Source organism: Microlunatus sp. GCM10028923 (assembly GCF_042666975.1).
GTDB lineage: Bacteria > Actinomycetota > Actinomycetes > Propionibacteriales > Propionibacteriaceae > Microlunatus.
Genome location: NZ_JBHTFF010000022.1, coordinates 94502 through 119270 on the forward strand (window position 1 = coordinate 94502; position 24769 = coordinate 119270).

Consider the following 24769-nt stretch of genomic DNA (forward strand, 5'->3'; position numbering starts at 1 on the left):
GCAGAGAAGCTTCCGCCCGGCATCCGGGGTCTGGGACCGTGGGGCCGACAGCCTGTCGGATGATCATCAACGGACGAGAGCCGAAGCCGTGCACCTGACCGTGGGAACCTTCAACCTCTGGCGCAGCGGTGAGCCGTGGCGCTATGCCGCCGAGCGGAACCTCGTCCGCGGCGCCGTGCCGGGAAGCGCCGCCGTCACGATGCGCCCCGAGACCGGCGTGTGGCGCCGAAGACTTCCCTTGATCGCGGCAACGTTGCGGCAGCCGGCCCTCGACCTGGTCGGCCTGCAGGAAGTCCTGGCTGAGGACGGAGACGGAGCCCCGGCCGTCGAGGCGCTGGCCGAGCAGCTCGACCTGAACCACGCCGGCGCCGGGCAGCTGGCCGTACTGACGCCGCATCCCATCAGGTCCTCGGCGGCCGTCCCGCTGGCTGCGGCCGAGGCCAGGGAAGAGGCTGACGGCGGTTACGGGTCGGGCTGTCTCCTGCATGCCGTGGTGGCGACTCCCGGCGGCGACACGGACTTCGTGGTGACGCACTGGTCACCCCGGTCGTCGGCGGCCCGTACCGGCGCGGCAGCGGCTCTGACCGACTACGTCGCGGACCTGCCGAACCGGCGGCTGATCGTCGTCGGTGACCTGAACACCGTCGCTCCCGAGACACCGGAGTTGATCATCCTCGGACAGGGCGTCCGTCCGCTGGTCGACGCCTGGGCGGAGATTCATCCGGATCAGCCCGGCTACACGATGCCCAGCCATGACCCGGTCGTCCGGCTGGACTACGTGTTCGTGAGCCCGGACCTGACGCCCGTGTCCGTACGACGAATCGGAGACCTCCCCGACCCCGACGGGTTCTATCCATCGGACCATCTGGGTGTCGTCGCAACCGTCGTGGCGGAGCCAGTGAGACCGGTGTAGAACGTTGGCCATGGCCGATCGTCGTGCACTGCTCCAAGATCAATGGGCCGACTCGTGTGCTCGTCTCGGCCGACTCCTCACGGCACTGACCGATGCAGAGTTCTTCTGGGAACCCTGCGGAGGCTGTTGGACCGTCCATCGACGCACGGAGACCCGGGCCGCCAACGCGGACGGATCCGGCACCTGGGTGATCGACTACGAGGACCTCGACGGCGAGAGCCGGACCAACTGGGGTGAGACCTGGCCGACGGCGCGGATCTTCACGACGCTGATCAAGGAACAAACGCACCATGGAGCGGAGATCGGTGTCTTGCGTGACCTGTATCGGAATCGCGACAACCCTGGGTCAGGTGCGACCTCACGCCTTATATAAGACTGGGCTAATATGATGGGGTCCGTGCAACTCCCACCGACACCTGGAGCTCTCCGCCGATGAAGTACACCCTGTCGATCGAAATCGCCCTGCCGCGGGAGCGGGTGGTCCAGCTGCTCTCCGACCCCGCCCAGATGCCGAAGTGGCTGCGCGGCGTGCTGGTGCACGAGCCGCTGAACGGGAAGCACGGGGAGGTGGGTACCGAGTCGCGCGTCGTGATGCAGTCGGGTGAGCAGACGATGGAGGCCACCGAAACGATCACCCGCCGGGAACCGGAGAACCTGCACGGGATCCCGAGCGACAGCGTCGTTCACTACGACCGCGAGATCGTCGCCAAGGGCATGTGGAACGCCGCCCGCGAGCGGTTCACCGAAGCCGGTCCGGAGTCGACGCTCTGGACGAGCGAGAACGAATTCCGGTTCGACTCCCTGCCGATGCGGTTGATCATGCCGTTCCTGCGCGGCGCCTTCCGCAGGCAGTCGCTCCAGCACATGCAGGACTTCAAGGCGTTCGCTGAGCAGGGGACCGACGTCCGCGACGCGAAGGACTGACCCGTGCGACGAACCTTTCTTGATCAAGAAGTCGATCGATCGCCGCAGGGCTCGATCCGACCAGGATGGCCCGGCCTCGCCGAGTCCTCGATCCGTTCAGCCAGTCCTCGACGTGATCACGCAACGCATGCATGCCTCGCGGTCGGCGTAGCGGCAGCGGCGAGATGTCGGGGTGGGCGAGAGATCGCATCATCCGGGAAGCGATCGGCGTGACAGGATTGAACCGACGACTCCTTCGTTCCGAAGCACCTTGGTTGCACAAGATCATCTGACTAGCCGAGCGGACAGGCACCTCTAGATACGACGGGTCACCGTCGTAGTTCAGGGAAGCAACGGAGCGCTTCAAGGACTAGAGGTGAGAACTGCTTCGCATGCTCGGCTGTAGCCAGAACGACTCCAGCAACGTCCTCATCGTTGATCGATCGGGCCGATCCTGCCACCTCTACGTGCGAGATGACACCAACGTGCAGGAAGTCAATTGGCTGACCTGTGGAGTCGCGATCGACTCGAATCTCAAAGTGTGCGCTCGAAATGGTGCGGGCGAGCTCGACGCCGCATTCCTCTTGGAGCTCACGGCTCAGCGTGGCCAGCTCCGACTCGTCCCGCTCAGGAGATCCGCCAGGCAGGTCTAGGAGGCCCTTGTACGGGCCTCTGGTCTTTCGTACCAGGACGATCCGCCCGGACTGCTGCCAGATCCCATAGACGCCGAAGTGGTGACGATCTCCTGCCATGTGACCTAGTTGATCATGCGATCTCCTGCGTCCCAAGCTCTCAGCCCGTGAGCGGCCGGGTGGCCGGTCAGAGTGGGTCGCCGGGCACCGAGCCGGACTACCGTCACCAGGCACGGCCGGTGATCCAGACCCGGAGCCCGCGTCGTCGACCAGGTGGTCCGAGCCGGTGGTGCGTGAAACGGATGTCGGACGGTTTGTCGGACACCCTGTAAATGCACCGTCCTGAAACACCAAACCGGCCTCTGTCCTTACTGGTCAGAGGCCGGTTCTGTCTGTCGGGGTGACAGGATTTGAACCTGCGACTTCTTCGTCCCGAACGAAGCGCGCTACCAAGCTGCGCCACACCCCGGTGGAGCCTCGGAGAGTCTAGCCCATCCGGGGCGGAAGTCTCACATCGGTTTCACTCTGCGTCTCGCGGGACCAGGGTGAGCAGGGTTGCCTCGGGCGGACAGGCGAACCGGATCGGCGCGTACGGGGACGTACCGAGGCCTGCGGAGACGTGCAGGAAGGCGCTCCGGTCGCCGACGCGATGCGTGGAAAGGCCCTTCACCCGGGCGGCGTCGATGTCGCAGTTCGTCACCAGGGCCCCGTAGAACGGCACGCAGACCTGGCCGCCGTGGGTGTGGCCGGCGATGATCAGGTCGTGCCCGTCGGCGGTCATGGCGTCCAGCAGCCGGAGGTACGGGGCGTGGGTGACGGCGATCGCGACGTCGACCTCGTTCCGGTCGATCGGGCCGGCTACCTCGGCGTAGCGGTCGGCGCCCAGGTGGGCGTCGTCGGTCCCGCGGAAGCCGATCCGTACCCCGTGCACCTCGATCGTGGCCCGGGTGTGGGTGAGGTCCAGCCAGCCGGACTGCTTGAAGGCCCGGCCCAGGTCCTGCCAGGGCAGCGTGTTGTCGCTGGGCTTGGCGGTCCGCCTCGGCTGGGTCAGGTAGCGCAGCGGGTTCTTGAAGGTCGGGCCGAAGTAGTCGTTGGAGCCCCAGACGTACACGCCGGGCCGGTCCAGCAGCCGGCCGAGTGCGCGGACGGTCGGCTCGACCGCGTCCACGTGGGCCAGGTTGTCGCCGGTGTCGATCACCAGGTCGGGTTCGAGACCGGCCAGCCGGTTCACCCACTCCTGCTTCTTGCGCTGGCCCGGCGTCAGGTGCAGGTCGGACAGGTGCAGGATCCGGATCGGTACGGCGTCCGGCGGCAGCACCGGGACCTGGAGCCGGCGCAACCGGAAGGAACGCACCTCGTACCCGGCCGCGTAGGCCAGGCAGCCGGCGCCGACAGCACCGACTCCGAGAACCGTGCCGGCGGCGATCTTGGCAACCCGTCCTGCAGACATGGCGCAAGGCTACAAGGACGATTCCCTTCGACACGCTCACGCCGCGTGGGCAAGGATGGAGCCATGGCTGAACTGAAGGAACGACTGCACGCTGACATGGTGGCCTCGCTCAAGGCCCGCGACAGCGTACGCACCTCGACGCTGCGGATGGTGCTCACGGCGATCACGGAGGCCGAGGTGTCCGGCAAGGCCGCCAAGGAGCTCACGGCCGAGCAGGAACTCGATGTCGTGATCAAGGAAGCCAAGAAGCGGCGCGAGTCCGAGGAGGCGTACGCCGACGCGGGCCGGACCGACCTGGCCGACAAGGAGCGGGCCGAGGCCGAGGTGTTGGCCGACTACCTGCCGCAGCAGCTGGGCGAGGCGGAGATCGCCGAGCTGGTCCGGGAGGCCATCGCCGAGACCGGTGCCGCCGAGCTGGGCCCGCGCGGCATCGGCAAGGTGATGGGCGTCCTGACCCCGCGGACCAAGGGCAAGGCCGACGGCGGCGCGGTCGCCGCCGAGGTGAAGCGGCAGCTCACCTGAGCCAGCAGCCCTGGAACGACGAAGTGCCCCGCGATCGGATCGCGGGGCACTTCGGTTTCAGGCTCGAGGTCGTCAGCGAGTGCCGTCCGTCGGCTGCTGCTCCTGCTCGGTCGGCTTCTTGTTGTCGCCGGGCTTCTTCTGGTCCTCTTCCTGCTTCTGCTCTTCTTCCTGCTGTTGCTGCTCTTCCTGCTCCTGCCGCTTCTTGCGCTCCTCTTCGCGCCGGCGGCGTTCCTCTTCCTCCTGCTTGGCCTTCTCCTCCGCCTCACGTTCGGCGCGGACCTTCGCCGGATCGCGGCCGGCCGAGAAGAGGAGGTAGATCGTCGAGAACTCGCGGACCTTGCCGCCGTACTGGCTGAAGCCGATGAAGTCGCCCTCCGGCACCGTGTCGCTGTAGACGCGGTCCCGGATCACCGTGAAGCCCGCATCCTCCAGCTTCGAGGTCGCCTCGCCGATGGTCAGCCCGGCCAGCCCCGGCATCGGGACCATCTTGCCGGTCTCGATCTCCTTGGACGGCTTCTTGAACTTCGTCTTCGGCTGGTCCTTCAGGTAGCGCTCCATCGTCGGCTTCCAGATCAGCCGACCGGCGTCACCACTGCCGGAACCCTCGAGGTTCATCCCGTTCTCGAGCTCGAAGCCCTTCACGCCACGGGACCGGTAGTTCTTCTTGCCCCGGATGAACGGCTTCTGCCGCTTGTCGATCGCGATCATCGCGACGCCGGTCGCCTCGGGGGTGTAGCCCGCGAACCAGACCGCCTCGTTGTCGTCGATCGTTCCGGTCTTGCCGGCCTGCGGCCGACCGTCGTCGACAAGGGCCCGGCGGCCGGTGCCCTTGGTCATCACGCCGGACAGCATCTTGTTGACGCCGTCGGCGACGTCCTTGTCGATCACCCGCTTGCAGTTGCCGCTCGGGGACTGGATCTCCTTGCCGTCCGGCTTGGTGATCTTCTTGACCACGATCGGGTCGCAGTGGATGCCGCGCGAGGCGAACGTCGCGTACGCCTCCGCCATCGAGAGCGGCGCGATCTCGACCGAACCGAGGGTGAACGCCGGGATGTACTGGTAGTAGTCGACCAGGTCACGGGTCTCGCCCTCGTGGCCCTCGCGCTCGTCCTTACCGGTGCTCTCGATGCCGAGCTTCTCGGCCATCTCGGTGACCCGGCACATGCCCACCTGCAGCGTCAGCTGCGCGAAGTAGGTGTTCACCGACCACTCGAGGGCGGTGCCCATATTCATCGGGCCGTTCTTGCCGGTCGAGTTGGCCGGTCGCCACTTGCCGAGCTTCTCCCGACCCTCACAGGTCTGGAAGCTGCGTCCGGTCAGGTCGACCCGCTTCTTCGCGTCGTACTTCTTGGAGGTCGGGATGCCCTTCTCCAACGCCGCCGCAGCCGTGAACGCCTTGAACGTGGAGCCTGCCTGATAGCCCTCAGCGCCGCCGAGGGTCGGGGAGGCCGAGTAGTTGTAGTAGGTCTCGCCCTTCTTGGCGTTGTCGCCCATCACCGGCCGGCTCTGCGCCATGGCCAAGATCAAACCGGTGCCCGGCTGGATCATGTTCATCGTCGAGATGATCGGATCCGTCGGCGAGACGACCTTGCTGAGCCGCTTCTGCGCCATGTCCTGCACGTCCGGGTCGATCGCGGTCTCGATCGTCAGGCCGCCCCGCTTCAGGGCGTCCTTGCGCTCCTCGGGCGTCTTGCCGAGGCTCGGTGACTGCTCGAGCGTCCGCCGTACGTAGTCGCAGATGAACGGGTACCGGGAGCCGACGCAGCCGTTCCGGGTCTTCTGGACGTTCCGCTCGTCGAACTTGTCGGCCTTCGCCGCCTTGACCTGGGCCGGCGTGATCATGCCGTACTCGGCCATCTTGTTGATCACCACGTCGCGGCGATCCTGGGCCGCGCCGGGGTTGGTCACCGGGTTGACCTGGTTCGGGTTCTGCACCAGGCCGGCCAGCATCGCCGCCTGCGGCAGGGTCAGCTTCTCCGCCGTGGTGTTGAAGTAGTGCCGGGCCGCGGCCTCGACGCCGTACGCGCCCTGGCCGTAGTAGGCGATGTTGAGGTAGCGCTCGAGGATCTCGTCCTTGCTGAGCTTCTCCTCCAGCGCCAGCGCGTACCGCAGTTCCTTGATCTTGCGCTGGTAGCCCTCGATGCCGCTGGCCTGGATCATCCGCGAGATGCAGGCTTGATCAAGTTCGCAGGACTCGACCAGCACCATCTTCACGTACTGCTGGCTGAGGGTCGAACCGCCCTGGGTGTCGCCGCTCGACGTCCGGACGAACGCGCGCAGGGTGCCGATCAGGTCCATCGCGCCGTGCTCGTAGAACCGGTGGTCCTCGATCGCCAGCTGGGCCTGGATCATCACCGGCGCGATCTTGGCCATCGGCACGTAGATCCGGTTCTCGTCATAGAAGTACGTCAGCACCTCGCCATTGCCGAGCAGCACCTTCGACCGCTCCGCCTGGGGCGGGGTCTCCAGCTCGGCCGGAAGGTTCTCCAGCTCTCCGGCGGCGGCCTGTCCGGTGACGCCCGCCAGACCGGCGAACGGGACGAACAGGCCTGCGACCAGGACACCCGCCAAAACGCTCACCACAAGGAACATGGCGAGCGAGGACAAGACCTTGGCCGGACGTTTGAGGCTCACAGGCATGGCTCTTAGGGTACGGGAGCCGACGGCCCATGCCGAATCTTTCGCAGTCGCGCTTCACGTTGTGCAAAAAATCCGTGTGGACCCCTAGTCAGACCGTACTTCCGTTCGTAGCATGCATATGCCGCGCTCGTTGTTGGGAGGCTTCGAGTGCGGTCGGAAGGAAGGGAAAGGGGGCCGCATGATGCGGACTGCTGCGTGGAACGACTGGACCGTCAGGGCCAAATGTCGAGGAATGAATGACGCTCTGTTTCCGGACGCTGTTGACCAGAAACGAGCGAAGGTTGTGTGTGCCGGGTGTCCGGTGCGGTCAGAGTGCCTCGCCGAGGCACTGGACAACCGAATCGAATGGGGCGTCTGGGGCGGGATGACCGAACGGGAGCGCCGCTTGTTGCTGCGCCAACGTCCGGATGTCCGGTCCTGGCGCTCAGTCCTGGGTGGCGAGAAGGTGGCCAACCAGGCGTAACGAGTCCAGATCGGACACGTCTGTCTGTAGCGCCTGCACCCGGGTTGTCAGGATCCGGGTGCGGGCGGCTGCAAAGCGATCGAGCAGGATCCGTTCGCGTTCGATGACCTGCATCAGCGCCGCATGCTGGTGCAGGGCGACGGAGGCGACCGGCTGCCGCTCCGGGTCGAGTTCCTCGGCCAACGCTTGGGCGCGCCCTGCGGACAGTTGAAGTTCGGTCCGGTGGACCCGATTGACCACCAGGCCGGACAGCGGCATCGACTCCTCGTCGAGCCGGTCGACGAAGTAGGCGGCCTCGCGGAGCGCGTCGGCTTCGGCCGTGGCGACCACGACGAACGTGGTGTGCTCGGACGCGAGCAGGTTGAACGTCTGCTGCGCGCGCTGCCGGAAACCGCCGAACAGCGTCTCGAACGCCGTCGCGAACGTCTGGACGTCGGTGATGATCTGCCCGCCGAGGATCTTGTTCATCGCCGACGAGACCAGGTTGAAGCCGACACTCATCAGCCGCAGCGGCCCGCGGGCCGGCGCCAGCAGGAGGCGCAGGAACCGGCCTTCGAGCAGCGAGCTGAGGTGCTCCGGCGCGTCCAGGAAGTCCAGCGCGGAGCGGGCCGGCGGGGTGTCGACGATGATCAGGTCCCAGCGGCCGTCGGCCTTGGACTGCTGGTGCAGCTGGCCGAGCTTCTCCATCGCCATGTATTCCTGGGTGCCCGCGAACGACGACGACAGGGCGACGTAGAAGGGGTTCCGCAGGATCTGCGCGGCCTTCTCCGGGGTGGTGTGGGCGAGGACGACCTCATCGAAGGTCCGCTTCATGTCCAGCATCGCGGCGTCCAGGCTGCCGCCGGTCGACGTGTCGATGCCGCTGACCGGGCGGGGCGTGTTGTCCAGTTCGCCGAGGCCGAGGGACTGGGCCAGCCGGCGGGCCGGGTCGATGGTGAGGACGACGGCCTTGCGGCCGGCCTCGGCGGCACGCAGCGCCAGTGCGGCCGAAGTGGTGGTCTTGCCGACGCCGCCGGCGCCGCAGCAGACGATGATCTCGATCGAGCGGTCGGCCAGGATCGCGTCCACATCCAGTTCGCCGTGCGCTCCCTGGGCGGCGTGGGCCGGTGCCGGCATCAGGCCACCTCGGCCGGGAGCTGTTCGGCGAGCTGGGCGGCGATGCCCCAGACCGCGCCGGTGTCGATGCCGGTGGAGTCGAGCCGGATGTCGACGACCGGGAGGCCGGTGCCGAGCAGGTGGTCGCGGCGGCCCCGTTCGGCGAGCATCCGGTCCGCCTCGCCGGCGAACTCCTCGGTCAGCAGTTTGCGCTGGGCCGGGTCGAGACCGGGTACGTCGAGCACCGGTTCGCCGGTGGCCGCCTGCCGCAGCTGATCGTCGGTGAGCGGAGTGGCCCGGACCATGTTGGCGATGATCACGCCGAGCCGGATCTGGGTCGGCCGGAGCTGCTGGATCGCCTCCTCGGTCTCGGTCACCGGCATGTCCTCCAGCAGGGTGACCAGGTGCACCGCGGTGGTCACGGAACGCAGCACCCGCATGATCGAGTCGGCCTGGCTGCGGATCGGGCCCATCCGGGCCAGCCCGGCGACCGCCTCGTGCACGTTGAGGAACTGGGCGATCCGGCCGGTCGGCGGCGCGTCCAGAACGACCGCGTGGTACGCGTTCGGACGGCCCTTGATCTGCCGCCGGACCGCCTCGTACACCTTGCCGGTGAGCAGCACGTCGCGCAGCCCGGGCGCGATGGAGGTGGCGAAGTCGATCGCCCCGAACCGGTCCAGCGCCCGGCCGGCGATGCCCAGGTGGTAGAAGGTCTCCAGGTATTCCAGCAGCGCGTCCTCGGCATCGATGGACAGGCCGAACACCTCGCCGCCGGCCGGGGTCCGGCACAGCCGGCGCTCCTCCGAGCCGTTCAGCGGCGCCGAGTCGAACAGCTGGGGCAGCCCGTCGCGGCCCTCCACCTCGCAGACCAGGACCCGCCGCCCGGCCGTGGCGAGCGCGCAGGCCAGTGCCCCGGCAACGGTGGTCTTGCCGGTCCCTCCCTTGCCGGACACGATGTGCAGCGTGTGCAGCGGGGGCGACGACATGCGGCCGATGGTAGTCCGGCCGGCGACCTCACTACGCTGACGCCATGACCAAGTGGGAGTACGTGACCGTTCCGGTGCTGGTGCACGCGACCAAGCAGATCCTGGACAACTGGGGTGCCGACGGCTGGGAACTGGTGCAGATCGTGCCCGGCCTCAACCCGGAGAACCTGGTGGCCTACCTGAAGCGGCCGATCGCCGAGTCCGCCGAGTGACGACCCCTCCGATGGGAGAGGGGGCAGCCGACCGGCTGGCCGAGCTGGGGTTGACCCTGCCGCCGGTGCCGGCGGCCCTGGCGGCCTATCTGCCGGCGGTCCGGACCGGTGAGTTGATCTTCACCGCGGGCCAGCTGCCCCTGGTCGACGGCGCGCTCAGCGTCGTGGGCCGGGTCGGCGCCGAGGTCACCGAGGAGCAGGCGTACGACGGCGCCCGGCAGGCCGCCCTGAACGGGATCGCGGCCGCGGCCGAGGCGGCCGGCGGGCTGGACCGGATCGCCGCGGTGATCAAGGTCGTGGTGTACGTCGCCGGGGTGCCCGAGTTCACCGGCCAGCCGAAGGTGGCCAACGGGGCCAGCGAGCTGATCGGTGCCGTGTTCGGCGACGCCGGCCGGCACGCCCGGTCCGCGGTCGGCGTGGCCTCGTTGCCATTGAACGCGCCGGTCGAGGTCGAGCTGGTGGTCCGGGTCGTGCCCGACCCGCCGCGGATCGTGCCCGCCTGAGCTTTGGGTTGTTGATCATGGCCAGTCACTCGCTCGACGTGCTCGGCCGGATCACCGTGCCGGTGCCGGACCCGGTGGTCGAGCGGGTGCTGCGGTTCACCGGAGCTCCGGTGCCGGCGCGGCTCAGCGCGAGCGTGATCTTGATCCGGGAGCGCGACCGGACCCTTGAGGTCTATCTGATGCACCGGCACGCCCGGATGGCGTTCGCGGCCTCGATGGTGGCGTTCCCCGGCGGCGGTGTCGATCCCGCCGATCATGATCAACCCGGTGATCCGATCCTGGCCTGTGCGGTACGGGAGCTGGCCGAGGAGACCGGCGTCCGGCTGGGCCCGGCCGCGCTGGCGCCGTGGGCGCACTGGGTGACTCCGGAGGTGGAGCCGCGGCGCTACGACACCCGGTTCTTCGTTGCTGTCGTACCTGATGATCAAGAGCCGGCCGACGTGTCCGGCGAGGCCTCGGCGGCAGGCTGGGCGACACCGTCCGCGACGCTGGCCGGGCACCGGGCCGGCGAGCTGGGCCTGATGCCGCCGACCCAGTCGATCCTGGTCGAGCTGGCCGGGCTGGGCTCGGTGGCGGCGGTGCTGGAGGCCGCCGCGGACCGGGTCGTGCAGCGGGTGCTGCCGGTGCCGGAACGGGTCGGCGACCGGTGGCTGTTTCGTTATCCGCACAGGGAGATCTCGTGACCGTGACGATCCTCCGGGCCGACAATCCCGGGCCGATGACCTTGGACGGCACCAACACGATCATGGTCGGCGATCCGGGCCGCGGGCCGGTCGCGGTGATCGATCCCGGGCCGGACGACGAGCGCCATCTGCGGCGGGTGCTGGACGCGGCCGGCACGATCGCGATGATCATCGTCACGCACCGGCATCTCGATCACTGTGCCGGTGCGCCGACGCTGGCCCGGTGGGCCGGCTGCGATGTGCTGGCCGCGGATCCCGCGGTCCGGGTGGGGGAGCGCGGCCTGGTCGACGGCGGGCGGATCTCGGTGCCGGGGGCGGAGCTGCGGCTGGTGGCGACGCCGGGTCACACGAGCGATTCGTACTCGATCATGATCAGCGGGGCGGACGGGGTGAACCGGCTGGCCACCGGCGACATGGTGCTCGGTCGCGGGACGACCGTGATCATGCACCCGGACGGCGACGTCGGCTCCTACCTGGCCTCGCTGGAGACCATGATCACCTTGGTCCATGATCATGCGGTGGCCGAGATCCTGCCGGGTCACGGGCCAGTGGTGACGGACCCGGCCGGCGTGCTGGCGTACTACCGGGAGCACCGGCTGGAGCGGCTGGACCAGGTTCGGGCCGCGGTGGCCGCCGGCGCTCGTACCCCGGCGGAGGTGGTCCGGGCCGTGTACACCGAGATCGACGACGCGGTACGGCCGGCGGCCGAGCTGTCGGTGGCGGCGCAACTGGCGTATCTCGAACCTCGGGACGATTGAACCCGTTCCGGCCGCAACGCCGCGATCTTGGGGAATCCGTAACCTGCACGACACCTACCCCCGATAGTGGTGGGGATGCGTTGACTTCGAATCGGCGGTGACGGTTTGGACCGTGGTAGGGAACCCGACCTCTCGGGCTGGTCGCTGGCGGAGCTGGAACTCGAGCTTCGTCAAGTGAGTCGCGCCATCCAGCTCGCCGGTTCCCCGCGCGGCGTCGCCACCGTCGAGACCGAGGCGGCGGCCCTGCGTGAGGTGGCCGCGCTGTCGGCCCGCCGCCGGGCGCTGCTGGCCGAGATCAAGCACCGGGAGGCGGCCCTCACCACCTGGCGCTCCGATCAAGATCAACTGGACGCGTTCATCCGCGGCGACTAGCGGCGGCGCCGATCAGCGGTGGCCGAACTCGGCCGGGGCGATGCGCTGCGGCAGCGGGAAGCTGGCCAGCAGGTCGGGCCCGATGAACGAGGCCATCCAGGTCACCCGTTCGCCGTCCAGGCTCAAGATCAGCACCGCGGCCAGCTCCAGGGTGCCGTCGTCCGCCGGCTGGTAGCAGGCGAGCGACGGCTGGTCGTTGAACCGGGCCGGCCGGGCCCGCCAGTCGAGCGCGAAGACGCGGCCGGTCAGGAACGCGACCACGTCGGCCCGGCCGTCGAACCAGGCCGGCAGCGGCGGCATGGTGAACCGCACCTGCTCGGCCAGCAGGTCGACGATGCCGGAGACGTCGCCGGAGTCGAAGGCCGCGACGAACGCGTCGACGATGCCCCGCTCCGTGCCCTGCGGGGTCGGGACGTGTTCCAGCGCCGGCGCGCCGTCGGCCAGCGTCGCGCGGGCCCGCTGGAGCGCACTGTTCACCGAGGCGGCGGTGGTTTCCAGCAGCCCGGCGACCTCGGCGGCCGGGTAGCCGAGCACCTCCCGCAGGATGAGCACGGCCCGCTGGTTCGGCGGCAGCCGCTGCAGCGCCGCGACGTAGGCGAGCCCGATGTGCTCGCGCCGCTCCCGTACCCGCTCCGGGTCGTCGGTCGCGGTCAGCAGCGGCTCGACCCATCGGCCGCCGTCGACCGGATCGCCCAGATCGTCGTCCGGCCGGCGGGCGGGCCCGTGATCCCAGGACAGCAGCCGGGTCGACGTGGACCTGGTCAGCCGGAGCGCGCAGTGGGTCGCGATCCGGTGCAGCCAGGTGCGCAGCGAACTGCGCCCCTCGAATCCGGACAGCCCGCGCCAGGCCGCCAGCAAAGCCTCCTGGACGGCGTCCTCGGCGTCCTGGGTCGAGCCGAGGATCCGGTAGCAGTGCGCCGTGAGCTCCCGGCGGTACGGCAGCACGAGAGCCCCGAACGCGTCCTCGTCGCCGGCCCGCGCGGCCGCCAGCAGATCCATGGCCGGAGTCTTGCAGGCGCCCGGTGCGGCGTGTCGAGTTGAGCCGGAACTCGAACATGCATTCTAATGATGGCTTCCCCGGTCGGCCCGCTCCCGGTGGCCGACACTCAGAAGGAGAGCGCCGCACGATGACTGTAGACACCCTGGCACCCGAAGCGCCGGCCGCCACCGACGTCGAACTCCCCGCCGTCGATGCCCCGGCCCCCGCCGCTGCCGAGGTGAAGCCGCGGAAGACCCCGGGCCGCAAGCCCGGCGCGAAGCGGACCAAGACGCTGGAGCTGACCCTCACCGTCACCGGCACGGCCGACGGCGAGTGGCACGCCGACCTGAAGCACGGCTCCACCTACCTGGCCCGTGATCTGGCCGTCGCCGCGGCGGCGGTCTCGCGGGCCGCCAAGGAACTCCACGAGGACCTCTCCGGCCCGATCGACGAGGTCATCGACGCCGCCCGGGAACAGCAGGCTGCCAAGGTGGCCGCGCTGGAGGCCGAGCTGGAGGCCGCCCGGAAGGCCCTGGCCGACCTGGCCGACTGACGCCGCCCGGCCGGTCCGTCGGGTTCAGTCCGACGGACCCGGCCGGGGACGCCGCGGGGTGTAGTGGTCGAGGCGGGTCTCCAGCAGGCCCTCCCCGTGCGTCGCGTTGTGCAGATTGCGCCGGATCGGGTCCAGCTCCGCGGTGGGTACGGTGCCGGTGATCACGGCCACCGCGCCGTTGATCATCGGCGTGTCCGGTACTCCGCGATGGCGGCCGAGCAGGGCGAGGGTGCCGGAGATCGCGTCCAGCGGAGTCTCCAGGGAGAACCGGTCCACCGGCTCGCAGACGATCGTGCCGGCCTGCCGGACCGCCTCGGCGACGACCTGTTCCACGGTGTGCTTGACGTGGGTCGTCGACGGCCCGGGCGGGTTGAAGTCGCTCTCGGTGACGATGAGTCTGAGGTCGGTGACCCGCCAGCCCTGCGGCCCGGACGCCAGCGGCAGCTCGACGTAGCGGCCCAGCGCCTCCCGGAACGCGTCGACCGTCGAGTACACGTGCATCGGCACCTCGGACCGGGGCACGTCCAAGATCAACTCCAGCCCGGCGCCGGGCCGGTGCGGCTCGACGGTGACGCCGAACGTGTAGCCGAACAGATGATCGGGGTCGCCCATCCGGAGCACGGCCCGGCCGATCCCGGCCGGCCGCTCGATGCAGATCACCGTCGTGGAGTGGAAGTCGACCTCGATGCCGTGCTCGAGCAGCAGGGTGTCCGCGATCACCTGCTGCTGGACCTCGCCGTAGATCGAGATCCGGGACGCGCCCTGATCATCCGTACGGAGTCTGATCAACGGGTCGCGGTCGCCGAGCTCACTCAGTGCCGTGTACAGGGCGAGTTGTTGATCATGGTCCCGGGTGACGATCGTGGTCTCCAGTGCCGGCGGCGGGAAGTTCAGTTCCGGCAGCCCGGCGGGCTCGGCGCCCAGTCGGTCGCCCAGCCGGGCCTTGCCGAGGCCGTGCACCCGGGCGATCTGCCCGGCCACGGCCCGGTCCCGATGGGTCGGCCCGCCGGGTTCGAACACCTCGATCCGGGTGACCCGGCCGGCCTCCTCGCCGCCGACCGGGACCAGCTCGCGGACGACCAGGGTGCCGGTCCGGATCCGTACCGAACAGACCCGGTCGCCGGAGTCGTCCCGTTCGATCTTGAACACCTGGCCCGACACCGGGGCGGTCGGGTCGGCCGCCTCGGCCGGCATCAGGTCGGTGACGGTGGTGATCAACTCGGTGACGCCGGCACTGGTCACCGCGGAACCGTAGGTGAGCGGCTGGCAGGCGCCGCGCCGGGTCAGCCGGCCCAGGGCGGCGGTGAACGAGGACCGGTCCAGCAGCCGTCCCCGGTCGACCCAGGCCTGCAGCACCGCGTCGTCGTGATCGGCCAGCCGGACGGTGGTGGCCTCGGCGGTGCCGGGATCGTCCCAGTCCAGCGGCACCGGGGCCGCGGCCGGCGTGCCCGGCGCGCGCACCGTGCCGAGCGGAACCACCGCCGTGGTGAGCCGGCGCCGGATCGCCGCGATCACCCGGTCCGGGTCGGCGCCGCTCCGGTCGATCTTGTTGATCATGAAGACGACCGGCACCCCGAGCCGGCGCAGCGCCCGGTAGAGCACGATCGTCTGCGCCTGCACGCCTTCGACGGCGGACAGGACGAGGATCGCGCCGTCGAGTACGGCGAGCGACCGGTCCACCTCGGCGATGAAGTCCGGGTGGCCCGGCGTGTCGACCAGGTTCACCGTCACGTCGCCGACGGCGAAGCTGGCCACGGCGGTACGGATCGTGATGCCGCGCCGCCGTTCCAGCGCGAGCGTGTCGGTCTGGGTCGTGCCGTCGTCGACCCGGCCGAGTTGATCAAGGGCGCCGCCGGCGTGCAGCAGCGCCTCGGTCAGGCTGGTCTTGCCGGCGTCGACGTGCGCCAGCACGCCGAGATTGAGCCAGCGCCCGGGGCGGTGATCAGGTCGTTCGGAGTCCTGCGGAGAGTGCGAGCGATGCATCGGTCCTCGTGTTCGCGGTGACGGTGGTCGGGAACACGAGTCGGCGCATGGGCCTGCCTTTCTCTGGACTGACGTGATCGGTTGTGCGAAGTCCAGTCGGGTCCGGTGGCGAAGTCAAGCGGATTTCGTACGGGCTCGTAGCGGTCTCATCCGCTGGACACAGCGGAGGCACAGGGACCGGAGGGACGGTCGAGACATGGACAGCTACGACAAGGACGGCGGAGCGCAGGGACAACCCGCTCAGCCCTGGGGAACGCCCCAGCACGATCAGAGCCAGACTCCCGACCAGAGCCAGGCGTACCCGCGGAATCATGATCAGCACCAGCCGCAGAACCCGGGCCAGGCCGGAAGCGGCCAGCCCGGCGCGCCGCACCCGGGTCCGCAGCCGACCCACCTGAACACGCCGCCGTTCGGCTACCAGCCGCCCGGCCCGCCCACCACGGCGGCCGACTTCCCGGCGCCGCCGAACGTGCCGCCGGTGACCACCTACGCGCCGAAGAAGGCCCGGCCGAAGGCCGCCGTGGTGCTCGTCGCGGCCATGCTCTCCGCCGTGATCGGCGCCGGTGCGGGCATCGGTAGTTACGCCGCCGCGACCGCCGGCGGGGCGATCAATTCCCCGATCCGGGTCAGCACGGTGCCGGCGGCGGACAGCCCGAAACTGGACGGCTCGATCACCGCGGCGGCCGAGAAGATCAGCAAGTCGGTGGTGACGATCAACGTGCAGACCCGGCAGGGCACGGTCGGCGGGACCGGGGTGGTGTTGGACAGCGAGGGCCACATCCTCACCAATGATCATGTCGTCTCCAGCGTCGGCAAGGGCGGCACGGTGCAGGTCACCCTGCCTGACGGCCGCGTGGTCGACGCCACCGTCATCGGCACCTCGCCGAACAACGACCTGGCGGTGATCAAAGTCGACGGCGTCGAGGGCCTGGTGCCGGCGACATTCTCCCCGTCCTCGAACGTGAAGGTCGGCCAGGCCGTCGTCGCGGTCGGCGCCCCGCTCGGGCTGTCGGAGTCGGTGACCAGCGGGATCGTGTCCAACACGGCGCGTCCGGTCCGGTCCGGCGACACCGGCGAGGCGGTCTACCTCGCCCTGCAGACCGATGCCGCGATCAACCACGGCAACTCCGGCGGGCCGCTGGTCGACCTGAACGGGGCCGTCGTCGGGATCAACTCCGCGATCGCCACCGGTTCGAACGACAGCGAGGCGGGCAGCATCGGGATCGGCTTCGCCATCCCGTCCGACGTGGCCACCCGGGTCGCCGCCGAGTTGATCAAGGAAGGCCGCTCGGTCGACGCCAGCCTCGGCGTCACCGTTGCGGGAGTGGGCAGCCAGCAGCAGTCGGAGGATCCGGACGGCGTGCCGCTGGAGACCGTGGCGTCGGGCAGTGCCGCGGACCGGGCCGGGCTGCAGGCCGGTGACCAGGTGACCAAGATCAACGACATCCGGGTCACCAGCGCGGACGGCCTGATCGCGGCGATCCGGTTCTACGCGCCGGGGACCAGCGTCGAGATCACGTACCAGCGCGACGGGCAGACCCACACGGCGCAGGTGACGCTGGGCTCGGCCCAGTAACCCCGGCGTCGAGCTCCGAACTTGGCCGACCGGCCGCGACAGCGGACCGGCCGGCCAGGAGCCCTGCCGTCAGCCCGCCGCCGATCACCAGCGAGCCGATGATCAGTGCGGGCGAGACCGACTCCCAGCCCAGCGCGACCGAGACGGCGGTCGCGGCGAGCGGGGTCACGCCGATCCACAGCCCCGCGGTGGCCGGCCCGAGCCGCTGCAGACCGGCGTACCAGGCGGCGAAGGCTCCCGGCGTGAACAGCACCCCCATGATCGCCAACGCTCCGGCCTCGGTCGGCGTCGGCAGCCGCAGGAACGGGCCTGGCACCAGCTGTCCCATGATCAACGCCAGGCCCATGATCGCCAGCAGCAGCGCGCTGAGCAGGCTGGCCGCGCAGGACACCCGGAGCGGCCCGTACCGCGGCAGCAGCGGGACGGCGAGCAGCGAGAAGCCGACCTCGCCGAGCAGCACGCCGATCGCCAGCACCGTCCCGAGCAACGAGCCGCCGCCGGCACCCTCGATGATCACGATGCCGGCCAGCACCACCAGGGCGGCGATGATCACTCCGAGCCGGGGCCGCTGCCGTTGGATCAGCGGACCGGCGATCGCGAGCAGCAGGGGTGCGCAGCCGAGGATGGCCCCGATCAGCGACGGGTTGGCGTACCGGGTGGCCGGGATCAAGATCAGGTTGAAGCCGACCATGCCGCTGCCGGCCAGCGCGAGCAGCCGGAGCAGGTCGGTCGGCGACGGGCGCAGCCAGGGGATCCGGCGGAGCTGCAGCGCGGCGAGCAGGATCAGCCCGGTGGCGAGGTAGCGGATCGCCTGCCCACCGAACACCGGGAAGTCCTGCATCGCGCTGGTGACCGAGATGGACGCGCCGACGGCGGCGCAGGCTGCCGCGCAGAGCAGCGAACCGGTGATCCGTGGTGACATGGCCTCGACGGTAGAAAGCATCTGGATCTTGTTCCAGGTCCAGATTCGGCCTAGCTTTATGGGCCAGATGACCGAATCAGCGATCCTCCCGGAGGACCTCGTCCTGCTGCTCGGCACCCGTCCGCGGCGCGGTGTCCGGGCCTGGCTGTATCGGGGCGTCGCCGAAGCCGTCCGGGACGGGCGGCTGCCGCCGGGCCTGCGGCTGCCGTCCAGCCGGGCCGTCGCGGCCGCGCTCGGAGTCGCCCGCGGGCCCGTCTCGGAGGCGCTGGAGCTGCTCGCCGCCGAGGGCTATCTGATCACCCGGGACCGCAGCGGCAGCCGGGTGGCGCCGCGGGCCGAGTCCGTACGGACGGAACGGCCCGAGGTCGCCCTGCGCCCGCCGCCCAGCCCGGGCACCCCCGATCCTGCCTTGTTTCCTTGGGCTTCCTGGCTCCGGGCGATGCGGGTCGGGTCGGTCCGGCTGCGCCCCGATGATCTTGGGTACGGCGATCCGCGGGGACTCCCGGTGCTGCGGGAACGGGTCGCCGAACTGCTCCGGCTGACCCGCGGTGCCGTCGTCGAACCGGACCGGGTGGTGATCATCAGCGGGGTCGCCCAGGGCCTCACCCTGCTGGCGACCGTACTGCGGCGGCGGGGTGCCGGCCCGATCGGGCTGGAGGACCCGGGCTCGCCCGGCGCCCGGGACTCGTTGCGCAGTCTGGGGGCCGAGGTGATCGCCGTCCCGACCGACGGCGACGGCCTCGACATCGACGGGTGCGACGAGGAGCCCGGCGCGGTGCTGGTGACGCCGGCACACCAGTACCCGCTCGGGGTGCCGATGGCGCCGCACCGCCGGCGCCGGTTGCTCGACTGGGCCGCGGGCCGGCTGGTGATCGAGGACGACTACGACGCCGACCTCCGCTACGACGGGCTGCCGATCGGCGTCCTGCAGGCGATGGCCCCGGACCGGGTGGCGCTGCTGGGTTCGGTCTCGAAGGTGCTGGCTCCGGGGATGCGCCTCGGCTGGCTGGTCCCGCCGCCGCACCTGTACGACGAACTCGTCGCCGCCAAGCGGAACGCGGACCTCGGCACCTCGGTGTTCGACCAGGCCGCGCTGGCCGAGTTCATCGGCAGCGGCGAGTACCAGCGGCAGGTCCGACGCCTGCGCCAGGTGTACGGGGAGCGCCGGCAGGCCCTGGTGACGGCGCTGCAGGACCGGTTCGCCGTGGAGTCGGACTCCTACGCGGCGGGACTCCACCTCGTGATCAGGCTTCCGTCGCTCGCGGCCGAAGCCCGGGCCATGGCCTACCTGGCCGCGGCCGGACTGCGTGCCCAGACGCTGAGCTCGTGCTACTTCGGCGACGGAGCGCCCGGCATCGTGCTCGGCGCCGCCCTGCCGATCGCCCCGGCAGTCGTGGCGGGCCTCGCCGCGGCCGCCGCCTGACCAGCCTCCGGACCATCGCTGGAGCACCTCAGCACGACAGCTATAAGCTAGCATATAGCTCTCAATCTGACGGTATCCAACGAAGGAGACCCATGGCACCGCACGACTCCACCCGGCGTTCCTTTCTCGCGGCGACGGCCCTGACCGGGATCGGGGTGACGACCGGCGCCACGGTCTCCCTCGGGACGGGCTCGGCCGCGGCTTCGACCGGGCCCAAGGTGACGGCCGTCCCGGTCTTCGCCTCGCTGATGGACGGCTACCACACGTACCGGATCCCGGCGGTGGTCAAGGCGCCGGACGGCACGGTGCTGGCCTTCGCGGAGGGCCGCCGGCTGTCGGCCGCGGACTCCGGCGACATCGATCTCGTGCTCCGGCGGTCCCACGACGGCGGCCGTACCTGGGACCCGCTGCAGGTGGTCGGGGACAACGGGCCGAACACGTTCGGCAACCCGAGCCCGGTCGTCGACCCGGCCTCCGGCGACGTCGTGCTGCTGACCACGCACAACGCCGGGCACGTCAACGCGGGCCAGATCCGGCGCGGCGAGGTGACCGCCGAGGAAACCCGCCGGGTCTGGGTCCAGCGCAGCACCGACAGCGGCGCGACCTGGTACGAACCGACCGAGATCACCGCCGACGTGAAGCCGGTGACGTGGAAGTGGTTCGGCACCGGACCGGGGCATGCGATCGCCCTCCGGCACGGACCGCACGCCGGCCGGCTCGTCGTTCCGTGCAATCACAGCTTCCTGCTCGACAACGGCACCTCCCGCGAGAACAGCCACGTCATCCTCAGTGACGACGGCGGCCGCAGCTGGCGACTGGGCGCCGTCGCGACCCAGACCGGCGACGCCGTCGGCAACGAGAACGCGGTGACCGAGCTCGCCGACGGGACCCTCTACTTCAACGCGCGCAACTCGCATCTGCTGAACCCGGGCAACCGGATCGCGGCGACCAGCAGCGACGGCGGCGAGACCTTCGACGGTCCGTACGTTCCGATCCCCGACATCGTCACGGCGCAGGTCCAGGGCTCGGTGCTGGCGCTGCCGGCCGAGCTGGACCGGCGCGAGCGGATCGTCTTCTCCGGGCCCGGCCACTACATCGCGCGGGAGAACCTGACGCTGCGGTCCAGCTTCGACGACGGCGGCAGCTGGAACGCCGGGGTGGTCTCCTACGACGGGCCAGCCGGCTACTCGGACCTGGTGGTGCTCGGCCGGCAGGGCGGCGCGGCCCTGATCGGGTCGCTGTACGAGAACGGCGAGCGGCTCGAGGAGATCGTGCCCCCTGGGCTGGCGTACCACCAGCGGATCAGCTTCGCCCGGGTGCCGGTCGAGACGCTCGACGTACGGATGCCGCCGCCGTTGATCACGCCGGACGAGTCCGGGCAGGGGAACCACGCCATCGTGAGCGGGCAGCCGGCCGATGTCCCCGGCGTCTTCGGTCGCGCCCTCCGGTTCGCCGGCGACTACGTGGAGTTCGCCAAGACCGACGCCCTGGCACTCGCCGACAGCCCGTTCACGGTGGCGGCCTGGTTCCGGACCGGCTTCCGGGGCGGCGGCCAGGCCCTGTTCTGGGCACACTCTTCGGCGGCCGAGCGGGCGAAGTGGCGGATCGCCCTCGAGGGTGAGCAGCTCCGCGCGGTCCTGGACGACACCGTCACGGCCCGCATCGTGAGCGCGCCGGGCGACTTCGCCGACGACGCCTGGCACCACGTCGCGCTGGTCCGCGACACCGGCGAGACCGTGCTCTACCTGGACGGCAGCCGGGCCGGGACCGCCGGGCCGGTGCCGGGATCGGTGTCGACGGACGCGCCCGCCGGGGTCCGGATCGGGGCCCGCGTCGACGGAATCAACTGGCCCTTCGTCGGCGCGATGGACGAGGTCTGGATCCTCCGCGAGGCGCTGACCGCCGAGCAGATCACCACGCTCGTCGAGGCGAACACCGTCAACAGCGACGCCGTCGTCGCCCATCTGCCGCTGAACCTGGTCCGGCGCCGGTGAGCAGCTTGACCCGAAGTGAGCCAGCAGCTAGCCATGGCCTCATGAAGCATGGAGACACCTTCCGGTCGGCGCAGGCGCGGTTGCGCGAGTTCATCGATGATCACGAGCTGCGCCCGGGCGACCCGCTGCCCTCCGAGGCCAAGCTGGCGGAGAACCTCGGGATCAGCCGGATCTCGCTGCGGGAGGCGACCCGGAGCCTGCAGTCGCTGGGGGTGATCGAGGCGATCTCCGGTCGCGGGCTGTTCGTCAGCGAGTTCTCGTTCCGCCCGATCCTGGAGCAGCTGCCGTACCGGGTGGCGATCGGGGGAGCCTCGCTGCACGAGGTGCTGGTCGTCCGGGAGGCGCTCGAGGAGGGCCTGATCGAGAAGGTCGCCGACCGTCTGGAGGAAGTTGATCTTGAAGAGCTCCAGGCACTGGTGGACCAGATGGCCGACCGGGAACGCGACGGCGGGTCGCTCGGCGAGATCGACAAGGCCTTCCATGCTCGGCTCTACCGGCCGCTGGAGAACGCGCTGGTGTCGTCCCTGATCGACACCTTCTGGGAACTGTTCAACCGGCTGTACGGTTCGCTGCCCGGCGAGCGGGCCGCGCACCCGGCCCGGGTGCACCAGGACATCGTCGATGCGCTGCGGGCGGGCCGGGGCAGCTCGGCGGCGATGGTCGCCCACTTCGCCCACATCCGACAACGGCTGGAGCCCCTCGCGGCGCCGCGCGCGGACCCGGCCGGCCAACCGAAGGGCGAGTGACCTAGACCGGTGACCGATCGACGGCCGAACATCCTCTGGCTCTGCTCCGACCAGCAGCGGTACGACAGCCTCGGCGCCTACGGCAACCCGTACGTCGACACGCCCCACCTGGACCGGCTGGCCGCCGGCGGGGTGCAGTTCGATCATGCGTACGCCCAGAGCCCGGTCTGCACGCCGTCCCGGGCCAGCTTCCTGACCGGTCGCTATCCGCGGACCACCCGGGCCCGCCAGAACGGCCAGACGATCCCGGCCGACGAGCGGCTGGTGCCGCGGATCCTGGCCGACGACGGCTACACCTGCGGCCTGGTCGGCAAGCTGCATGTCGGGGCCGCGCATCCCCGGCCCGACCGTCCGGTGGAGCGGCGGATCGACGACGGCTACAGCTGGTTCAGCTGGTCGCACCAGCCGCCGCCGAACGCCAACCAGGCCGCGATGGACTGGCCGAACAACGCCTACACCAACTGGCTGCGGGCCCGCGGTGTCGAGTTCATCCGGACGCCGCACCCGGACACGCCCGAGGTCCAGTACGGGGTCGCCGAGGAGCACCAGCACACGACCTGGTGTGCCGAGACGGCCGGTGAGTTCATCGAGACGATGGCCGGGTTCGACCAGCCGTGGCTGCTGTCGGTCAACTTCTACGACCCGCACCACCCGTTCGATCCGCCGAAGGAGCTGCTCGATCGCTACCTCGACCGGCTGGACGAGCTGCCGCTGCCGGCCTACGTCGCGGGCGAGCTGGACAGCAAGCCGGAGGTCCAGCGGTGGCACCACGACGGCAGCCACCGCGGGGCGCGGCCGATCGCGTACCCGGGCCGGACCGATCGCGAACACCGGGTGATGCGGGCCGCCTACTGGGCCATGATCGATCTGCTCGATCGCCGGATCGGCCGGATCCTCGACACGCTGGAGCGGACCGGTCAGCGGGACGACACGATCGTGATCTTCCACGCCGACCACGGCGAACTGCTCGGTGATCATGGTCTCTATCTCAAGGGCCCGTACTTCTACGACCCGGCGATCCGGGTCCCGTTGATCATGAACTGGCCGCACGGACTGCCGTCCGGACGGCGGATCGAGGACCTGGTCGAACTGGTCGACCTGGCTCCCACCCTGCTCGAACTGACCGGTGCCGACCCGGAGCCCGGGATCCAGGGCCGGTCCCTGCTGCCCATGATCAACGATCATGGTTCCGGGCGGCACGACGTTTACGCCGAGTACTACAACTCGCTGCAAGATCATCACGGCGAGCGGGCGTACCTGACCATGGTGCGTACCGCCGAGCACAAGCTCGTGGTGCAGCACGGCGGCGCCGACGGAGAGCTGTACGACCTCGTGGCGGACCCCGGCGAGGTCGTGAATCGGTGGTCCGACCCCGCCTACCTCGAGGTCAAGGCGCGGATGCTGCAGCGGATGGTGGATCGGATGGCCGGGACCGTGGACCCGCTGCCGGTCCGCGACGACGTCTGGTGACGGAGGAGTCGGGCGGTCCGCGGGTCAGCGGAAGTGGTCGGCGTGCTCGGCGGCCCAGCTGTCGAAGTCGCGGAGCGGGCGGCCGATCAAGTCGCGGACCGAGGGGCGCTGATCCAGGGTCCAGCGGGTGAGTTCGTCCAGCCGGGCGCCGTACTCCTCGAGCGCGTACAGCGTGACGTCGATCCCGTCGTCGGGCCAGCCGCGCTGCCGCCAGGTGGTCCGGCTGGTGTCGGGCGACACCTCGGTGGCGGTCAGTGGTCGAGCGATGGCACGGGCGATGCTCGCCACGCGCGACCGGGTGCTGATCGGCAGTCCGACGGCTTCCAGGACCGCCCCGGGATGACCCTCGTTCCGCAGTGCGGCGACGGCGACCGCGGCAAGGTCCGCCTCATGGATGAAGGGATAGTGGCCCTCGTTCAGGAAGGCTTCCCGCACGGTCGACTCGGTCCTGATCGTCTCCGACCAGTCCGATCCGGTGGCGGGATAGGTGCCTTCGATCGCCGCCCCCATCACGGCCGACGGTCGAAGGTGCGTCCAGGCCAACCCGGAACGTTCCACGGCGCGCTCGATGGCCAGCCAGAACCAGGTCTCGGGCGGATAAGCCTCCTCGTACTCCGGCCCGTGGGACGAGAGCACGACGATTCGCCGCGCTCCGGCGTCCTTGGCCAGGTCCAGGACGTCGCCCACCGTCGCGGGTACGGCGCCGGCCAGGAACACGCAGGTCACGCCGGTGAAGCTCTCCGCGCTCTCCCGGGGCCGGGTGATCGACCCCTCGACGACCTCCGCACCGGCGGGCCAGCCGTCCAGCTGACCGGGCTCGGCGAGCACCCGTACCCGATCTCCGGCAGCGAGTAGCTGCCGAGCGAGGTGCCGGCCGACGATGCCGGTCGGACTGCTGCCGGCCGCCTTCCGAGCCCCGACGGCGGTCAACAGGTGCAGCCGACGAGTTTCCGGTGTGCGTGGACGCATGGCAAGACCCTCCAAGGTGAAG

At 70.1% G+C, this 24769-nt stretch carries 25 protein-coding genes and 1 tRNA gene; 16 read left to right on the forward strand and 10 right to left on the reverse strand.

Annotated elements, in window-relative coordinates; translation table 11 throughout:
- Positions 1 to 88 precede the first annotated feature (88 nt).
- From ACFQU4_RS35610 to ACFQU4_RS35620, 3 genes are read left to right on the forward strand one after another with little or no spacing between them, the layout of a single operon-like run.
- On the forward strand, positions 89 to 913 hold the full coding sequence (locus ACFQU4_RS35610) for an endonuclease/exonuclease/phosphatase family protein (RefSeq protein WP_377501475.1): 825 nt from the start codon (positions 89 to 91) through the stop codon (positions 911 to 913).
- 10 nt (positions 914 to 923) lie between these two features.
- Positions 924 to 1286, forward strand: coding sequence for a hypothetical protein (locus ACFQU4_RS35615; protein WP_377501477.1), 363 nt, complete (start codon positions 924 to 926; stop codon positions 1284 to 1286).
- A gap of 59 nt (positions 1287 to 1345) precedes the next feature.
- On the forward strand, positions 1346 to 1837 hold the full coding sequence (locus ACFQU4_RS35620) for an SRPBCC family protein (RefSeq protein WP_377501479.1): 492 nt from the start codon (positions 1346 to 1348) through the stop codon (positions 1835 to 1837).
- A 308-nt stretch (positions 1838 to 2145) separates the two neighbouring features.
- Here the strand turns inward: ACFQU4_RS35620 and ACFQU4_RS35625 are convergent, their stop codons facing one another.
- The 3 genes from ACFQU4_RS35625 to ACFQU4_RS35635 all read right to left on the reverse strand — a co-directional run bounded on the left by ACFQU4_RS35625 (position 2146) and on the right by ACFQU4_RS35635 (position 3898).
- On the reverse strand, positions 2146 to 2568 hold the full coding sequence (locus ACFQU4_RS35625; protein ID WP_377501481.1) for an NUDIX domain-containing protein: 423 nt from the start codon (positions 2566 to 2568) through the stop codon (positions 2146 to 2148).
- 275 nt (positions 2569 to 2843) lie between these two features.
- A tRNA-Pro gene (locus ACFQU4_RS35630) sits at positions 2844 to 2917 on the reverse strand.
- 51 nt (positions 2918 to 2968) lie between these two features.
- The gene (locus ACFQU4_RS35635; RefSeq protein WP_377501483.1) at positions 2969 to 3898 is read right to left on the reverse strand and encodes a metallophosphoesterase; all 930 of its coding nucleotides are present in this window, start codon (positions 3896 to 3898) and stop codon (positions 2969 to 2971) included.
- Positions 3899 to 3961: 63 nt separating this feature from the next.
- On the opposite strand from ACFQU4_RS35635, the gene ACFQU4_RS35640 reads away from it, so the two are divergent.
- A complete protein-coding gene (locus ACFQU4_RS35640) occupies positions 3962 to 4420 on the forward strand; it encodes a GatB/YqeY domain-containing protein (RefSeq protein ID WP_377501485.1) in 459 nt (152 codons plus the stop codon).
- 72 nt (positions 4421 to 4492) lie between these two features.
- Here ACFQU4_RS35640 and ACFQU4_RS35645 read toward each other — a convergent pair whose 3' ends face one another.
- On the reverse strand, positions 4493 to 7060 hold the full coding sequence (locus ACFQU4_RS35645; protein ID WP_377501487.1) for a transglycosylase domain-containing protein: 2568 nt from the start codon (positions 7058 to 7060) through the stop codon (positions 4493 to 4495).
- Positions 7061 to 7241: 181 nt separating this feature from the next.
- Here ACFQU4_RS35645 and ACFQU4_RS35650 point away from each other — a divergent pair, with 181 nt between their 5' ends.
- Entirely contained in the window at positions 7242 to 7523 is a 282-nt protein-coding gene (locus tag ACFQU4_RS35650) for a WhiB family transcriptional regulator (RefSeq protein WP_377501559.1), read from the forward strand.
- Here the strand turns inward: ACFQU4_RS35650 and ACFQU4_RS35655 are convergent.
- On the reverse strand, positions 7485 to 8639 hold the full coding sequence (locus ACFQU4_RS35655; protein WP_377501489.1) for an ArsA family ATPase: 1155 nt from the start codon (positions 8637 to 8639) through the stop codon (positions 7485 to 7487). The two genes, ACFQU4_RS35650 and ACFQU4_RS35655, sit on opposite strands and share 39 nt — an antisense overlap.
- Positions 8639 to 9604: an ArsA-related P-loop ATPase gene (locus ACFQU4_RS35660; protein WP_377501491.1), complete on the reverse strand. Its 966-nt coding sequence runs from the start codon at positions 9602 to 9604 to the stop codon at positions 8639 to 8641. The genes ACFQU4_RS35655 and ACFQU4_RS35660 overlap by 1 nt, the downstream gene beginning before the upstream one ends.
- 44 nt (positions 9605 to 9648) lie before the next feature.
- On the opposite strand from ACFQU4_RS35660, the gene ACFQU4_RS35665 reads away from it, so the two are divergent.
- From ACFQU4_RS35665 to ACFQU4_RS35685, 5 genes are all read left to right on the forward strand, one after another.
- The gene (locus ACFQU4_RS35665) at positions 9649 to 9816 is read left to right on the forward strand and encodes a DUF4177 domain-containing protein (RefSeq protein ID WP_377501493.1); all 168 of its coding nucleotides are present in this window, start codon (positions 9649 to 9651) and stop codon (positions 9814 to 9816) included.
- An 11-nt stretch (positions 9817 to 9827) separates the two neighbouring features.
- The gene (locus tag ACFQU4_RS35670; protein WP_377501495.1) at positions 9828 to 10319 is read left to right on the forward strand and encodes a RidA family protein; all 492 of its coding nucleotides are present in this window, start codon (positions 9828 to 9830) and stop codon (positions 10317 to 10319) included.
- A 17-nt stretch (positions 10320 to 10336) separates the two neighbouring features.
- Complete coding sequence (locus tag ACFQU4_RS35675) at positions 10337 to 11002, forward strand: NUDIX domain-containing protein (RefSeq protein WP_377501497.1); 666 nt, start codon at positions 10337 to 10339, stop codon at positions 11000 to 11002.
- Positions 10999 to 11760, forward strand: a complete 762-nt coding sequence (locus ACFQU4_RS35680; protein WP_377501499.1) for an MBL fold metallo-hydrolase — start codon at positions 10999 to 11001, stop codon at positions 11758 to 11760. Before ACFQU4_RS35675 ends, ACFQU4_RS35680 begins: the two co-directional genes overlap by 4 nt.
- A gap of 174 nt (positions 11761 to 11934) precedes the next feature.
- Positions 11935 to 12132 (forward strand): hypothetical protein, encoded by a 198-nt coding sequence (locus tag ACFQU4_RS35685; protein ID WP_377501501.1) that lies wholly within the window; start codon positions 11935 to 11937, stop codon positions 12130 to 12132.
- Positions 12133 to 12144: 12 nt separating this feature from the next.
- Here ACFQU4_RS35685 and ACFQU4_RS35690 read toward each other — a convergent pair whose 3' ends face one another.
- A complete protein-coding gene (locus ACFQU4_RS35690; RefSeq protein WP_377501503.1) occupies positions 12145 to 13131 on the reverse strand; it encodes an RNA polymerase subunit sigma-70 in 987 nt (328 codons plus the stop codon).
- A gap of 128 nt (positions 13132 to 13259) precedes the next feature.
- On the opposite strand from ACFQU4_RS35690, the gene ACFQU4_RS35695 reads away from it, so the two are divergent.
- Positions 13260 to 13664, forward strand: a complete 405-nt coding sequence (locus tag ACFQU4_RS35695) for a DUF6319 family protein (protein WP_377501505.1) — start codon at positions 13260 to 13262, stop codon at positions 13662 to 13664.
- A gap of 24 nt (positions 13665 to 13688) precedes the next feature.
- Here ACFQU4_RS35695 and ACFQU4_RS35700 read toward each other — a convergent pair whose 3' ends face one another.
- A complete protein-coding gene (locus tag ACFQU4_RS35700; RefSeq protein WP_377501507.1) occupies positions 13689 to 15647 on the reverse strand; it encodes a GTP-binding protein in 1959 nt (652 codons plus the stop codon).
- Positions 15648 to 15843: 196 nt separating this feature from the next.
- Here ACFQU4_RS35700 and ACFQU4_RS35705 point away from each other — a divergent pair, with 196 nt between their 5' ends.
- Complete coding sequence (locus ACFQU4_RS35705) at positions 15844 to 17223, forward strand: trypsin-like peptidase domain-containing protein (RefSeq protein WP_377501509.1); 1380 nt, start codon at positions 15844 to 15846, stop codon at positions 17221 to 17223.
- Here ACFQU4_RS35705 and ACFQU4_RS35710 read toward each other — a convergent pair.
- Positions 17162 to 18145 carry a DMT family transporter gene (locus ACFQU4_RS35710; RefSeq protein ID WP_377501511.1) on the reverse strand — a complete coding sequence of 328 codons (984 nt, stop codon included), beginning with the start codon at positions 18143 to 18145 and terminating at the stop codon, positions 17162 to 17164. The two genes, ACFQU4_RS35705 and ACFQU4_RS35710, sit on opposite strands and share 62 nt — an antisense overlap.
- 67 nt (positions 18146 to 18212) lie before the next feature.
- On the opposite strand from ACFQU4_RS35710, the gene ACFQU4_RS35715 reads away from it, so the two are divergent.
- From ACFQU4_RS35715 to ACFQU4_RS35730, 4 genes are all read left to right on the forward strand, one after another.
- A complete protein-coding gene (locus tag ACFQU4_RS35715) occupies positions 18213 to 19568 on the forward strand; it encodes a PLP-dependent aminotransferase family protein (protein ID WP_377501514.1) in 1356 nt (451 codons plus the stop codon).
- 92 nt (positions 19569 to 19660) lie between these two features.
- Positions 19661 to 21562, forward strand: a complete 1902-nt coding sequence (locus ACFQU4_RS35720; RefSeq protein WP_377501516.1) for an exo-alpha-sialidase — start codon at positions 19661 to 19663, stop codon at positions 21560 to 21562.
- Between the two features lie 41 nt (positions 21563 to 21603).
- On the forward strand, positions 21604 to 22308 hold the full coding sequence (locus ACFQU4_RS35725) for a FadR/GntR family transcriptional regulator (protein ID WP_377501518.1): 705 nt from the start codon (positions 21604 to 21606) through the stop codon (positions 22306 to 22308).
- A 9-nt stretch (positions 22309 to 22317) separates the two neighbouring features.
- Positions 22318 to 23778: a sulfatase gene (locus ACFQU4_RS35730; protein WP_377501520.1), complete on the forward strand. Its 1461-nt coding sequence runs from the start codon at positions 22318 to 22320 to the stop codon at positions 23776 to 23778.
- Positions 23779 to 23802: 24 nt separating this feature from the next.
- On the opposite strand, the gene ACFQU4_RS35735 is transcribed toward ACFQU4_RS35730, so the two are convergent.
- Complete coding sequence (locus ACFQU4_RS35735; protein ID WP_377501522.1) at positions 23803 to 24747, reverse strand: NAD(P)H-binding protein; 945 nt, start codon at positions 24745 to 24747, stop codon at positions 23803 to 23805.
- Between the last annotated feature and the right edge of the window lie 22 nt (positions 24748 to 24769).

Coding starts and splice junctions, on each gene's coding strand:
- ACFQU4_RS35615 (WP_377501477.1), top strand. CDS start 924: ATGGCCGATCGTCGTGCACTGCTCCAAGATCAATGGGCCGACTCGTGT.
- ACFQU4_RS35620 (WP_377501479.1), top strand. CDS start 1,346: ATGAAGTACACCCTGTCGATCGAAATCGCCCTGCCGCGGGAGCGGGTG.
- ACFQU4_RS35625 (WP_377501481.1), bottom strand. CDS start 2,568: ATGGCAGGAGATCGTCACCACTTCGGCGTCTATGGGATCTGGCAGCAG.
- ACFQU4_RS35635 (WP_377501483.1), bottom strand. CDS start 3,898: ATGTCTGCAGGACGGGTTGCCAAGATCGCCGCCGGCACGGTTCTCGGA.
- ACFQU4_RS35640 (WP_377501485.1), top strand. CDS start 3,962: ATGGCTGAACTGAAGGAACGACTGCACGCTGACATGGTGGCCTCGCTC.
- ACFQU4_RS35645 (WP_377501487.1), bottom strand. CDS start 7,060: ATGCCTGTGAGCCTCAAACGTCCGGCCAAGGTCTTGTCCTCGCTCGCC.
- ACFQU4_RS35650 (WP_377501559.1), top strand. CDS start 7,242: ATGCGGACTGCTGCGTGGAACGACTGGACCGTCAGGGCCAAATGTCGA.
- ACFQU4_RS35655 (WP_377501489.1), bottom strand. CDS start 8,639: ATGCCGGCACCGGCCCACGCCGCCCAGGGAGCGCACGGCGAACTGGAT.
- ACFQU4_RS35660 (WP_377501491.1), bottom strand. CDS start 9,604: ATGTCGTCGCCCCCGCTGCACACGCTGCACATCGTGTCCGGCAAGGGA.
- ACFQU4_RS35665 (WP_377501493.1), top strand. CDS start 9,649: ATGACCAAGTGGGAGTACGTGACCGTTCCGGTGCTGGTGCACGCGACC.
- ACFQU4_RS35670 (WP_377501495.1), top strand. CDS start 9,828: ATGGGAGAGGGGGCAGCCGACCGGCTGGCCGAGCTGGGGTTGACCCTG.
- ACFQU4_RS35675 (WP_377501497.1), top strand. CDS start 10,337: ATGGCCAGTCACTCGCTCGACGTGCTCGGCCGGATCACCGTGCCGGTG.
- ACFQU4_RS35690 (WP_377501503.1), bottom strand. CDS start 13,131: ATGGATCTGCTGGCGGCCGCGCGGGCCGGCGACGAGGACGCGTTCGGG.
- ACFQU4_RS35695 (WP_377501505.1), top strand. CDS start 13,260: ATGACTGTAGACACCCTGGCACCCGAAGCGCCGGCCGCCACCGACGTC.
- ACFQU4_RS35700 (WP_377501507.1), bottom strand. CDS start 15,647: ATGCATCGCTCGCACTCTCCGCAGGACTCCGAACGACCTGATCACCGC.
- ACFQU4_RS35705 (WP_377501509.1), top strand. CDS start 15,844: ATGGACAGCTACGACAAGGACGGCGGAGCGCAGGGACAACCCGCTCAG.
- ACFQU4_RS35710 (WP_377501511.1), bottom strand. CDS start 18,145: ATGTCACCACGGATCACCGGTTCGCTGCTCTGCGCGGCAGCCTGCGCC.
- ACFQU4_RS35715 (WP_377501514.1), top strand. CDS start 18,213: ATGACCGAATCAGCGATCCTCCCGGAGGACCTCGTCCTGCTGCTCGGC.
- ACFQU4_RS35720 (WP_377501516.1), top strand. CDS start 19,661: ATGGCACCGCACGACTCCACCCGGCGTTCCTTTCTCGCGGCGACGGCC.
- ACFQU4_RS35725 (WP_377501518.1), top strand. CDS start 21,604: ATGAAGCATGGAGACACCTTCCGGTCGGCGCAGGCGCGGTTGCGCGAG.
- ACFQU4_RS35735 (WP_377501522.1), bottom strand. CDS start 24,747: ATGCGTCCACGCACACCGGAAACTCGTCGGCTGCACCTGTTGACCGCC.